This is a genomic window from Kineosporia sp. R_H_3 (genome assembly GCF_002198675.1).
Lineage (GTDB): Bacteria > Actinomycetota > Actinomycetes > Actinomycetales > Kineosporiaceae > R-H-3.
Window position 1 is genome coordinate 1 of record NZ_MWLL01000102.1, and the last position, 11,839, is coordinate 11,839.

The window sequence follows — 11,839 nt, forward strand, 5'->3', positions numbered from 1 at the left end:
GCCGGCACCCGGCGCCCGCGGCCGGCCCGGCCGGCCACCTCGGCGGCCTCGCGCCACGCCTGCTGCGCGGCGGTCTGGCTGCCGGGCAGGCCCGACGTCATCGCCGAGGCCGGGGCGCCGCGCCACAGGTGGCAGATCGCCAGGGCGAGGGCATCCGCGGCGTCGGCCGGCTTCGGGGTCTCGGCGAGGTCGAGGATCCGGGTGACCATCGCGGCGACCTGCTTCTTGCCCGCGCGGCCGTCCCCGGTGACGGCAGCCTTGACCTCGGACGGCGTGTGGACGGCGACCGGGATGCCGCGCTGGGCCGCGGCGAACACCGCGAGCCCGGCGGCCTGCGCCGTCCCCATGACCGTCGAGACGTTGGACTGCGCGAAGACCCGCTCGACGGCGACGACGTCCGGGCGCACCTGGTCCAGCCAGCCGGCGAGCGCCTCCCCGATCCCGAGCAGCCGGGCGCCCAGGTCGTCCGTCGCGGGGGTCGTGACGACGTCGACGGCGACGAGGACGACGTCCCGGCCGCGGCGGCCCTCGACGACGCCGACGCCGCAGCGGGTCAGCCCCGGGTCGACCGCCAGCACGCGCATCTGCTCAGCGTCGCACGCCCGCGGCCGGCTGCGGCCGTGCGACGCGGCGGGTCGCGAGGAAGGCCGCCGCGCCGCCGACCGCGACGGCCGTCGCGTGCCCGACCGCCGTGACGTCGAGGTCGGTCAGCCCGTCGAACAGGTAGGGCGCCACGAGCGCGGAGCAGACGAGGGCCGGCACCCGCTCGAACCGGCGGCCCCGGACCGCCCCGGCGACGAGCAGGGCGACGACGGCGTACGAGGGCCCGATGTCGAGCACGCCCCGCAGCGCCTCGCTCTCGTCACCACGGCCGATCCGCCACGCGAGCAGTCCCTCGGAGAGCAGCGTCCCGACCACGTGCCCGGCCGCCGCGAGGGCCGCGGCGCCGCGCACCCCGAGCGCCCGGCCGGTGACCCAGCACCCGACGAGCGCGAACAGTGCCCACCAGCCGGCCGACTCCTGCGGCACGAACGCCGACGACACGAGCGCCCCGAGGGCGTGGGGCACGCCGTCCGACAGGTTGTCGAGGCTCGTCGAGGCCCACCCGCGGGCCGCCGCTCCCCCGTCCTCCGGCACGCCGCGCACCAGCAGGTCCACCACGAGGAGCAGTGCGGCGTAGGAGCACCCGAGGATCAGGGGCCCGGGCGGCGTCAGGCCGGCCCGCCGGCGGGAGGCGCGCTGCGGCACGGGGTCAGTCGGACGCGTCGAGCGCCTCCATGACGTCGTCCGCGACGTCGAAGTTCGCGTAGACGTTCTGGACGTCGTCGCTGTCCTCGAGGACGTCGATGAGGCGGAAGATCTTGCGGGCGCCGTCCTCGTCGAGCGGGATCTGGGTGCTCGGCACGAACTGGGCGTCGGCGGAGTCGTAGTCGATCCCGGCCTCCTGGAGCGCCGTCCGGACCGCGACGAGGTCGGTGGCCTCGCTGACGACCTCGAACGACTCCCCGAGGTCGTTGACCTCCTCGGCACCGGCGTCGAGCACGGCCATGAGGACGTCGTCCTCGCTCTGGCCGTTCTTCGGGACGACGATGACGCCCTTGCGCGTGAACATGTAGGACACGCTGCCCGGGTCGGCGAGGCTGCCGCCGTTGCGGGTGAGCGCCGTCCGGACCTCGGCCGCCGCACGGTTGCGGTTGTCGGTGAGGCACTCGACGAGCAGCGCGACGCCGTTCGGGCCGTACCCCTCGTACATGATCGTCTGGTAGTCCGCGCCGCCGGCCTCGGCGCCCGAGCCGCGCTTGACCGCGTTCTCGATGTTGTTGTTCGGCACGGACGACTTCTTCGCCTTGGTGATGGCGTCGTAGAGCGTCGGGTTGCCCGCCGGGTCACCGCCACCGGTGCGCGCCGCCACCTCGATGTTCTTGATGAGCTTGGCGAACATCTTGCTGCGCTTGGCGTCGACGACCGCCTTCTTGTGCTTCGTGGTGGCCCACTTGGAGTGGCCGGACATCAGTGCCTCCTGGTCGGGCGTGCGGGTGGCTCGGGCGGTGGTGCGCGTCGGCGGGCGACCGCCTCGCAGGGCGGTGCGTCAACCGGCGCTGCGGACCATCTCGACGAAGAGCCGGTGCACACGGATGTCCCCGGTGATCTCGGGGTGGAACGACGTCGCGAGCAGGTTGCCCTGCCGCACCGCGACGATCCTACCTGCGGCGGGCCCCTCGGCCACGGTCGCGAGCACCTCGACGGCGTCCCCGACCTGCTCGACCCAGGGCGCGCGGATGAACACGGCGCGGACCGGCTCCCCCTCGACGCCGGTGACGTGCAGGTCCTCCTCGAAGCTCTCGACCTGGCGGCCGAAGGCGTTCCGGCGGACCGTCATGTCGATCCCGCCGAACGTCTGCTGGCCCTCGATCGCGTCGACGACCCGGTCGGCGAGCAGGATCATCCCCGCGCAGGACCCGTAGGCCGGCATCCCGGCCTCGAGCCGGTCGAGGATCGGCTCGCGCAGGTCGAAGGCCCGGGTGAGCTTGTCGATCGTCGTCGACTCGCCCCCCGGGAGGACGAGCGCGTCGAGCTCGGCGATCTCCGTCGCGCGCCGGACGGGGCGGGCGACGACGTCGCACTCGGCGAGCGCCGCGAGGTGCTCGCGGACGTCGCCCTGGACGGCGAGGACGCCGATCACGGGGTCGGTGGGCACGATGGTCAAGCCTAGGCGGGGCGGACCGCGGCCACGACGCCGGGGCGCGGCGTCACCCCCGCGGCGGACGCGGCCGCCGGGTGCCAGGCCGCGGCGAGCGCCTCGACGGCGTCGACGACCCGCGGCCCGGGCCGGGTGACGAAGCCGCCGGCGTCGACCGCGTGGACGGCGCAGGCCGCCGGCAGGTCGGCGCCGAGCACGCCGACGACCGCGTGCGCCTGGGCGACCGCGTCGGCGAGGCCGTAGCCGCACGGCGCGACGAGCACGGCGTCGGCCGTGCGGACGGCGGCGCGGACGTCGTCCCACGACGCCGGGACCGAACGCTCCCCGGCACGCGCGAGGACCGGGACGCCACCGGCCGCGGCGACGAGGTCGGGCACCCAGTGCCCGGCGACGAACGGCGGGTCGGTCCACTCCAGGACGAGGACGCGCGGCCGCGGCCGCGCCGCGACGCCGAGGGAGACCGCGTCGAGCCGCGCCTGGAGCGCCGCGCGCAGCGCCGTCCCGGCGTCGGCGGCACCGCACGCGGCGGCGACCTCGGTGGCCCCGTCGAGCACCTCGGCGAGGGTGTGCGGGTCGAACGTGAGGACGGTGCCCGGGCAGCCGATCCGCTCGACGGCCTCGCGGGCGGCGTCCGCGGGGAGCGCGCAGACCCGGCACAGATCCTGCGTGAGCACGACCTCGGGCGCCAGGCGCGCCATGGCGTCGGTGTCGAGGGTGTAGAGGTCCTCCCCCGCGGCGACCTTCGCCCGGACGAGCGCGTCGATCTCGCCCGGCGCCAGGCCCGCGGTGTCGAGGCCGCCGACGACGACCGCACGCCCGACCCGGGGGTCGGGCGGGGTGTCGCACTCGAAGGTCACGCCGACGAGGTCGGACTCCAGGCCGAGGGCGTGGACCCACTCGGTCGTCGAGGGCAGCAGTGAGACGATGCGCGGCACACCCCGACCCTGCCAGAAGGAGCCTCCTGTGAGCGCGCCGGACGACCTCACCCAGCGCGCGGCGTCCCTCGACGCCGCCGACCCGATCGCCGCCGCCCGCAGCCGCTTCACCCTGCCCGAGGGCGTCGTGTACCTCGACGGCAACTCCCTCGGGGCGCTGCCGTCGCACGTCCCGGACGCCGTGGCGGAGGTCGTGCGGCAGCAGTGGGGCCGCGACCTCATCGCCTCCTGGAACACCCACGGCTGGTGGGGTGCGCAGACCCGCGCCGGGGACGCCGTCGGCCGGCTCGTCGGGGCGGCGCCGGGCCAGGTCGTCGTCGGCGACTCGACGTCCGTCAACCTCTACAAGTGCTACCGGGCCGCGGCCCGGCTGCGGCCCGGGCGGCGGGTCGTCGTCACCGACCCGGCCTCCTTCCCCACGGACCTCTACGTGCTGGAGTCGGCGTCGAGGGACGACGGGTTCGAGGTCGTCCTCGCGTCGCCGCCGGACGTCCCCGCGCTGCTCGAGGATCGCGGGCACGAGGTCGCGTTCGTGTCGCTGTCGCACGTGGACTACCGCACGGGAGAGCGCTGGGACGTCGCCGGCCTCACCGCCGCGACGCACGCCGCAGGCGCGCTCGCGCTCTGGGACCTGTGCCACTCGGCCGGCGCGATGCCCGTCGACCTCGACGCGCTCGGCGTCGACCTCGCGGTCGGCTGCGGGTACAAGTACCTCAACGGCGGGCCCGGCGCGCCGGCGTTCGTTTACGTCCGGCACGACCTGCAGGACGACGTCCGGAACCCGCTGTCCGGCTGGCACGGGCACGCGGCGCCGTTCGACTTCGGCCCGGACTACGCACCCGCGCCGGGGGTGACCCGGATGCGGGTCGGCACCCCGCCGCTCATCTCGTTGCTCGCGCTGGAGTCGGCGCTCGAGGCCTTCGACGGGCTCGCGCCCGAGCAGGTGCGGACGAAGTCGCTGTCGCTCACCGGGTTCTTCGTCGAGTGCCTCGACGCCCTCGGCCTGCTGCCGGGCGGACCGGACGGCCGGGACGACCCGGCGACCGCAGCGGCGGGCGCGGGTCTGCGGCTCGTCACCCCGCGCGAGCCCGACCGTCGCGGCTCCCAGGTCGCGCTCGCGCACCCGGACGCCTACGGCGTCGTGCAGGCGCTCATCGCACGTGGCGTCGTCGGGGACTTCCGCACCCCGGACGTCGTCCGCCTGGGCTTCGCACCCCTCTATCTCGCGCACGCCGACGTGCTCACCTCGGCGCTCGCCCTGCGCGACGTGCTCGCGGCGGACGAGCACCTGCGGCCGGAGTTCCGGGAGCGCTCGACCGTCACCTGAGCCGGGCCGGACCCCTCACCCGGGCAGGCGCCCGGTCACAGCCACGGCGCGCACGGGCCGCGACCGAGGGCGGCCAGGCCGGTGCGGTCGCCGTCCCCCAGCGCGGTGATCTCCCCGGTCGCCGACGGGTACATGACCTGCGCCTTGTCGTTGACGTGGTCCAGGCCCACGAGGTGCCCCAGCTCGTGCAGCAGGATCAGCCGGGCGAACTTCCGCTCCTTCGGGTCCGCGAGCAGCGTGCTGAACTTCTTCGCGTCGAGCACGACCGACCCGGTCACGTACACGTCGGGGCGGCCCTCGAAGGAGACGCCGACGGGGCCGGCCTGCCCCGCGACGTCCGCAGCGAAGTCGGGGTTCTCGTCCGCGCTCTGCCAGGCGACGAGCACCGGTGCCCACCGGTCGCCGTAGCGGTCCGGCTGGAAGCCGCTGCGGCGGCGCGACGGCGCCTCGTCGATCGTGCCGTCGGGCACGAACTTCAGCCCGGTGGCCTTCTCCATGGCGCGGAAGCCCTCGGCGACGAGCTCGGCGCCGCCGGGCGGGGCGCCGTCGGGCCGCACGACGTACCGGATCGGCCGGCACGGGTCCCACATGATCGGCGTCGTCGTCGGCGTGCCGGCGGCGTCCACCTGGACGTCGAACGGGCGCCAGGCGGTGGACGTCCTCGGCGCGGTGGCCGGGGGCAGCAGCCGGGTCGCCTCCTCCTCGAACCCGGGCGTCGGGAAGTCCTTGCCGGCGGCCGGCGTGCTCTGCCGCGCCGTGGGCGACGCCCCGGCGAGAGGTGCCGTGGTGCCACCCCCGCCGAGCGCCAGCCCCTGGACGGCGACCCAGACGACGACCGCGACGACGAGGAGCGCCACGATCGCGGGCAGGGACGCGGACCGCCGACGCGTGCGCACCGGGGCGAGCCGCGTCGGCGGCCGGAACTGCGTCTCCTCGACCCGCCCGCGGAGCCGCTCGTCCACGACCCACTTGGGGACCCGCCCCGAGGGCGAACGGGGCAGGTCGTCCGGGCTCTCCACCACTGCCTCCCCGCAGCCGGCGACGACGCCTCCGGGCGTCGCTCGCACTGTAGGACCACGGACCGACGGCGGTCAGGCAGAGCGCGGGACCGGGTCACCCGGACGGCGTAGCCGCCGCCCGGCTCACCAGCCGCGCTCGGCCAGCCGGTGCGGCTGCGGGATCTCGTCGACGTTGATGCCGACCATCGCCTCGCCGAGGCCGCGGGAGACCTTGGCGATGACGTCGGGGTCGTCGTGGTAGGTCGTCGCCTTGACGATCGCCTCGGCGCGGGCGGCCGGATTGCCCGACTTGAAGATGCCCGAGCCGACGAAGACGCCGTCCGCACCGAGCTGCATCATCATCGCGGCGTCGGCCGGGGTCGCGATGCCGCCCGCGGTGAACAGGACGACGGGCAGCCGACCCAGCCTGGCCACCTCGACGACGAGCTCGTACGGGGCCTGGATCTCCTTGGCCGCGACGTACAGCTCGTCCTCGGACATGCTCGTGAGCCGGCGGATCTCACCGTTGATCTTGCGCATGTGCGTCGTCGCGTTGGAGACGTCGCCGGTGCCGGCCTCGCCCTTGGAGCGGATCATCGCCGCCCCCTCGGACAGCCGGCGCAGCGCCTCGCCGAGGTTCGTCGCACCGCACACGAAGGGGACGGTGAACTTCCACTTGTCGATGTGGTTCGTGTAGTCGGCCGGCGTGAGCACCTCGGACTCGTCGATGTAGTCGACGCCGAGCGACTGGAGCACCTGCGCCTCGACGAAGTGGCCGATGCGGGCCTTCGCCATGACGGGGATCGAGACGGCGGCGATGATGCCGTCGATCATGTCCGGGTCGCTCATCCGGGAGACGCCGCCCTGCGCACGGATGTCGGCGGGGACCCGCTCGAGAGCCATGACGGCCACGGCGCCGGCGTCCTCGGCGATCTTCGCCTGCTCGGGCGTGACGACGTCCATGATGACGCCGCCCTTGAGCATGTCGGCCATGCCGCGCTTGACGCGGGAGGTGCCGACGACGCGGCCGGCGTCGGTCGTGCCGGCGGACAGGTCCTGCTGGTCGGGGGTGGTCATCGCTGCGGTCCTTCACGGTCGGTGGTCCTGGGGCCAGCCTTCACGCTACGTCCGCAATGGCCCGCAGGTACAGTCCACCTTCATGCCGTCTGACCGGTCCAATCGCGTGACGGGCCTGCTCGTGCCCTGGCAGCCGGACGACGGCACGCACGGCCCCGCGCACCAGCGGCTCGCCGCCCTGCTGCGCACGCAGGTCACCGAGGGGCGGCTGCGCCCCGGCGACCGGCTGCCGCCGAGCCGGGCGCTCGCCGAGGACCTCGGGCTCTCCCGGTGGGTCGTCACCGAGGCCTACGACCAGCTCAAGGCGGAGGGCTACCTCACCGGCCGGGTCGGCGCGGGCACCGTCGTCGCCCCGGGGGTCACGCCGTCCGGGCCGGACACCGCCCCGCCCGCGACCAGCCCGCCCGCCCCGGGCGGCACCGGCGGCACCGCCGGCACCGGCACCGCGCCGACCGCCGTCCTCGACCTGTCCCCCGCCCTGCCGGACCTCACGTCCTTCCCCCGGACGGCGTGGCGGGCGGCGGTCGGCCGGGCGCTCACCGACCTGCCCGACGCCGACCTCGCCCGATCCGACCCGGCCGGTGCGCCGGCCCTGCGCGCGACGGTCGCGGACTACCTCCGGCGGGTCCGGGGCGTGCGCACCGAACCGTCCCGGGTGCACGTGACCGCGGGCGTCCGCAACGGCGTGTGGCTCGTCTGCGACGCCCTGCGCCGCCGCGGGGCGCAGCGGGTCGCCGTCGAGGACCCCTGCTGGCCGCGGCTGCGCGAGGCGGCGCGGGACAGCGGCCTCGAGGTCGTCCCGGTCCCGGTCGACGCCGACGGGATGCGCGTCGACGTGCTCGACACCCTCGACGTCGACGCGGTCTTCGTCACGCCGACCCACCAGTTCCCGACCGGGGTGCCGCTGTCGGCGCCGCGTCGGCTGGCCCTCACGGCCTGGGCCGCGAACGGCCGCCGGACGGTCGTCGAGGACGACTACGACGCCGAGTTCCGGTACGACCGCCGCCCGGTCGGGGCCCTGGCGGCGCTCGCCCCCGAGCACGTCGTGTACCTCGGCTCGACGAGCAAGACCCTCTCCCCCGGGCTGCACCTCGGCTGGCTCGTGGCCCCGGCCGGGCTCGCGGACGACCTCGCCGCGGCCCGGCGCCGGCTCGGCTCGCTCGCCCCGACGCCCGACCAGCACGCCCTGGCCCGGCTCATCGGCTCCGGGGCCTACGACCGGCACCTGCGGCGGATGCGGCGCTCCTACCAGCGGCGCCGGACGGCGATGCTCGCCGGTCTGTCGGCCTCCGTACCGGGGGCGGCGTCCCCGAGCATGGACGCCGGCCTGCACGTGCTCTGGCTGCTGCCGGACGGCGCCGACGAGGCCGCCGTCCTGGCCGCGGCCCGTGCAAGGGGGCTCGCGGTCCTCGGCCTGTCCCAGTGCCGCGTCGCGCCCGGGCCGGGCGGGCTCGTCGTCGGCTACGGGAACGTCCCCACCCACCGCGCACCGGACGTCGCGGCCGCTCTGGGTGCCGCCGTCCGCGCCACGACGGGCCCCCTTTGAGTTGATTGCACTCTTTGGGCGATCAGTAACGATTGGGTGACGGCCGCAGGTTCTCGTGCGGAGTGCCGAACACGACAGCAGATCCTCTGCGGATGCCGCGACATGCGTGGCGTTTTGTCTCTAGAGTCCCCCCAGCCGAGGACGACCTCCTCGGCGTTCGTATGCCGTGCGCCTCGGGGGCGACGGCGGAATCTCGGGAGGATGCGTGCGCCGACCACTCGTCGGACTTGTCGGGCTCGCCCTGGCATGCACCGGCTCGCTCTACGGCGGTACCCCCGCCGCGGCGAGCCCGGTGCAGGCCGTGACGGGCGGCCCAGGATCGGTCTCCAACGGCAAGGTCCACGACCTGCCCAACCCGCTCGAGGACAAGCGCCGTGCGCTGCGCCAGCAGGCGCTCACGGGCGTCATCTCGGGCGACGCGACAGCCGTCACCAAGAACGGCAGCACCGTCGTCGACCTCGGCCCCGGCGCGACGGCGACGGCCGCCGACGCCGGCGCGCGGAGCCGGTCGGCGTCCAACAACCGCAACCGGACGCACAACTACGTCGAGCTCGCGCGGCAGAAGACCGACAAGATCTTCGTCATCCTCGCCGAGTTCGGCAACGAGCGGGACCCGCTGTACCCGGACCAGGACACCGACCCGGACACCCCGGGCCCGACGGTGTTCGACGGCCCGCTGCACAACGCGATCCCGGCGCCGGACGCCAAGGACAACTCCACCGTCTGGCAGCCGGACTACAACCGCGGCTACTACCAGCAGCTCTACTTCGGCACGGGCGCCGGGGTCGAGTCGGTCAAGACCTACTACGAGCGCCAGTCCTCGGGCCGGTACTCGGTCGACGGCACGGTGAGCGACTGGGTGAAGGTCCGCTACAACGAGGCGCGCTACGGCCGCAGCGGCGGGTTCCCGTGCGCGGGCATCGTCTGCTCGAACACGTGGGACCTCGTCCGTGACGCCGCGAACCAGTGGGTCGCCGACCAGCAGGCGGCCGGCCGCACCGACGCGCAGATCAAGGCCGACCTCGCCGCGTACGACCAGTGGGACCGCTACGACGTCGACGGCGACGGCAACTTCGACGAGCCGGACGGCTACATCGACCACTTCCAGATCGTCCACGCGGGCGGCGACGAGGCGGACGGCGACCCGTTCCAGGGCGAGGACGCCGTCTGGAGCCACCGCTGGTACGCGTTCCAGGGCGGCATCGGCTCCGAGGGACCGGCGGGCGCACCGCTCGGCGGCACCCAGGTCGGTGACACCGGCGTCTGGATCGGCGACTACACCATCCAGCCCGAGAACGGCGGCCTGTCGGTCTTCGTCCACGAGTACGGCCACGACCTCGGTCTGCCGGACCACTACGACACGGCCGGCGGCCCGGACAACGGCGTCGACTGGTGGACGCTCATGGCGCAGAGCCGCGCGTGGGCCCCGGGCGACCAGGGCATCGGCACCCGGGCGGCGGACCTCTCCGCGTGGGACAAGCTCCAGCTCGGCTGGTTCGACTACGACGTCGTCGCGGCCGGCACGAAGAAGACGCTGAACCTCGGCCCGCACGAGTACAACACCAAGGACCCGCAGGGCGTCGTCGTCACGCTGCCCGACAAGTCCGTGACCCGGGACCTCGTCCCGCCGAAGACCGGTGCCGCCTCCTGGTGGTCCGGTGCCGGTGACGACCTGGACAACACCCTGACCCGCAGCGTCACGCTGCCGTCCGGCCCGGCGACGCTGAGCTTCGCGGCCAACTGGGACATCGAGGACTGCGGCCCCGACCCGTGCGACTACGCCTACGTCGAGGTCGACGACGGCACCGGCTTCAAGGCCGTCGCCGGCAGCATCACGAACCCGGCCGAGAACAACGGCGTCGACGGCACGAGCGACGGCTGGGTCGACGCGACGTTCGACCTGTCGGCGTACGCCGGCAAGACGGTGGGCCTGCGTCTGCGCTACTCGACCGACGGCGCCGCGGGCGGGCTCGGCTTCTTCGCCGACGACATCACGCTCACGTCGGGCACGACGACCGTCTTCACGGACGGCGCCGAGTCCGGTGCGAACGGGTGGACGGCCGACGGCTTCAGCGCCGTCGGGGCCACGACGACGCAGGAGTTCGCGCACTTCTACATCGCGTCCTACCGGGCCTACACGTCCTACGACACGTACCTGAAGACGGGTCCGTACAACTTCGGGTTCGCGAACAAGTACCCGAACAAGGTGGAGCACTTCCCGTACGGCAACGGCCTGCTCGTGTCGTACTGGGACACCTCGTTCGGGGACAACAACAAGAGCGAGCACCCCGGTGAGGGCCTCATCCTCCCCGTGGACTCGCACCCGAAGCCGTTGCTGCGCAACGACGGCACGCCGTGGCGCGCTCGCGTCCAGGTGTACGACGCACCGTTCTCGACGCACCGGACGGACGGGCTCACGCTCCACGTCAACAGCGTCGCGAACAAGATCCCGAGCCAGAAGGCGCAGCCGGTCTTCGACGACGCCCGCACCTACTGGTACGCCTCGGCCCCCACGGCCGGGGTCAAGGTGCCGGACGCCGGCGTCCGGATCACGGTGCTCAAGCAGAACAAGACGACGATGACCATCCAGGTCTCGAAGTCGAAGGGCTGACGACCCGCACGACCAGCACGCCAGCACCACCAGCACGTCAGGGCCGGGCCGGGAGCACTCGCTCCCGGCCCGGTCCGGCGTCCGGCCCGTCCGCGGCGGCCCGGCGCCGGGCCCGCGCCGCCCGGACGCCCACGGCGCACCACGCGCCGAGCGCGGCCCCGAGCGCGTTGAGCAGCAGGTCGTCGACGTCGAAGACGCGGCCGAGCCCGAGCTGGACGACCTCGATGACGACGGACACCGCCGTCCCGGCGAGCGTCCCGCCGAGCAGGCCGCGGCGCAGGGCCGGCACGGCGAGCGCACCGGCCGGTGCGAACGCGAGGACGTTGCCGAGGAGGTTGACGACGAGCAGGCCGGGGTCCGGGTTGTGGGCCTGCCCGACGATCCCCCGCAGCGGCACGAGGTTGACCCCGGCCCGGGCGTCCGAGCCGCCCGTGAGCCCGAGCACGAGCATCGCCCCGGTCCCGGCGGCCAGGAGCACCCGGGCGGCGACGACCCCGCCGTCCGCGCCGCGCCGCCACGCGACCACGCCCGCACCCCCGAGGACGACGAGGGCCGTCCCGAGGACGGCGAGCGCGAGCGGGGCGTCGACGTAGGCCCAGATGTGCACGGCCGCGACGCTACGGGCGGCCCGGCCGTGACGGTCC

At 74.6% G+C, this 11,839-nt stretch carries 11 protein-coding genes; 3 read left to right on the top strand and 8 right to left on the bottom strand.

Going from position 1 to position 11,839, the window contains the following annotated elements:
• The 5 genes from ruvC to ECOMGDLI_RS09395 all read right to left on the bottom strand — a co-directional run.
• The coding region (gene ruvC, locus ECOMGDLI_RS09375) for a crossover junction endodeoxyribonuclease RuvC (RefSeq protein WP_143447606.1) at positions 1 to 584 on the bottom strand (584 nt) is incomplete at its 3' end.
• A gap of 4 nt (positions 585 to 588) precedes the next feature.
• Positions 589 to 1,248 (bottom strand): rhomboid-like protein, encoded by a 660-nt coding sequence (locus ECOMGDLI_RS09380; protein ID WP_088316377.1) that lies wholly within the window; start codon positions 1,246 to 1,248, stop codon positions 589 to 591.
• A gap of 4 nt (positions 1,249 to 1,252) precedes the next feature.
• Positions 1,253 to 2,011 (bottom strand): YebC/PmpR family DNA-binding transcriptional regulator, encoded by a 759-nt coding sequence (locus ECOMGDLI_RS09385; RefSeq protein ID WP_088316379.1) that lies wholly within the window; start codon positions 2,009 to 2,011, stop codon positions 1,253 to 1,255.
• A 78-nt stretch (positions 2,012 to 2,089) separates the two neighbouring features.
• The gene (gene pdxT, locus ECOMGDLI_RS09390) at positions 2,090 to 2,707 is read right to left on the bottom strand and encodes a pyridoxal 5'-phosphate synthase glutaminase subunit PdxT (RefSeq protein ID WP_369812734.1); all 618 of its coding nucleotides are present in this window, start codon (positions 2,705 to 2,707) and stop codon (positions 2,090 to 2,092) included.
• Positions 2,708 to 2,709: 2 nt separating this feature from the next.
• On the bottom strand, positions 2,710 to 3,636 hold the full coding sequence (locus ECOMGDLI_RS09395; protein WP_088316381.1) for an ABC transporter substrate-binding protein: 927 nt from the start codon (positions 3,634 to 3,636) through the stop codon (positions 2,710 to 2,712).
• On the opposite strand from ECOMGDLI_RS09395, the gene kynU reads away from it, so the two are divergent.
• Positions 3,626 to 4,963, top strand: coding sequence for a kynureninase (kynU, locus tag ECOMGDLI_RS09400; RefSeq protein ID WP_088316383.1), 1,338 nt, complete (start codon positions 3,626 to 3,628; stop codon positions 4,961 to 4,963). The two genes, ECOMGDLI_RS09395 and kynU, sit on opposite strands and share 11 nt — an antisense overlap.
• A 35-nt stretch (positions 4,964 to 4,998) precedes the next feature.
• Here the strand turns inward: kynU and ECOMGDLI_RS09405 are convergent, their stop codons facing one another.
• Both ECOMGDLI_RS09405 and pdxS read right to left on the bottom strand, forming a co-directional pair.
• Positions 4,999 to 5,982 carry a matrixin family metalloprotease gene (locus tag ECOMGDLI_RS09405; RefSeq protein WP_088316385.1) on the bottom strand — a complete coding sequence of 328 codons (984 nt, stop codon included), beginning with the start codon at positions 5,980 to 5,982 and terminating at the stop codon, positions 4,999 to 5,001.
• A 123-nt stretch (positions 5,983 to 6,105) separates the two neighbouring features.
• Positions 6,106 to 7,038 carry a pyridoxal 5'-phosphate synthase lyase subunit PdxS gene (gene pdxS, locus ECOMGDLI_RS09410; RefSeq protein WP_088316387.1) on the bottom strand — a complete coding sequence of 311 codons (933 nt, stop codon included), beginning with the start codon at positions 7,036 to 7,038 and terminating at the stop codon, positions 6,106 to 6,108.
• Between the two features lie 82 nt (positions 7,039 to 7,120).
• Between pdxS and ECOMGDLI_RS09415 the strand changes: the two genes are divergently transcribed.
• Both ECOMGDLI_RS09415 and ECOMGDLI_RS09420 read left to right on the top strand, forming a co-directional pair.
• Positions 7,121 to 8,584, top strand: a complete 1,464-nt coding sequence (locus tag ECOMGDLI_RS09415; protein WP_158220954.1) for a PLP-dependent aminotransferase family protein — start codon at positions 7,121 to 7,123, stop codon at positions 8,582 to 8,584.
• A 205-nt stretch (positions 8,585 to 8,789) separates the two neighbouring features.
• Positions 8,790 to 11,195, top strand: coding sequence for an immune inhibitor A domain-containing protein (locus tag ECOMGDLI_RS09420; protein WP_088316391.1), 2,406 nt, complete (start codon positions 8,790 to 8,792; stop codon positions 11,193 to 11,195).
• A gap of 37 nt (positions 11,196 to 11,232) precedes the next feature.
• Here ECOMGDLI_RS09420 and ECOMGDLI_RS09425 read toward each other — a convergent pair whose 3' ends face one another.
• A complete protein-coding gene (locus ECOMGDLI_RS09425) occupies positions 11,233 to 11,802 on the bottom strand; it encodes a VanZ family protein (protein ID WP_198954721.1) in 570 nt (189 codons plus the stop codon).
• Positions 11,803 to 11,839 lie beyond the last annotated feature (37 nt).

What these genes read in the sequence shown, in the direction of transcription:
- pdxS (WP_088316387.1), bottom strand. Translation starts at nt 7,038, where the DNA reads ATGACCACCCCCGACCAGCAGGACCTGTCCGCCGGCACGACCGACGCC.
- kynU (WP_088316383.1), top strand. Translation starts at nt 3,626, where the DNA reads ATGCGCGGCACACCCCGACCCTGCCAGAAGGAGCCTCCTGTGAGCGCG.
- ECOMGDLI_RS09385 (WP_088316379.1), bottom strand. Translation starts at nt 2,011, where the DNA reads ATGTCCGGCCACTCCAAGTGGGCCACCACGAAGCACAAGAAGGCGGTC.
- ECOMGDLI_RS09415 (WP_158220954.1), top strand. Translation starts at nt 7,121, where the DNA reads ATGCCGTCTGACCGGTCCAATCGCGTGACGGGCCTGCTCGTGCCCTGG.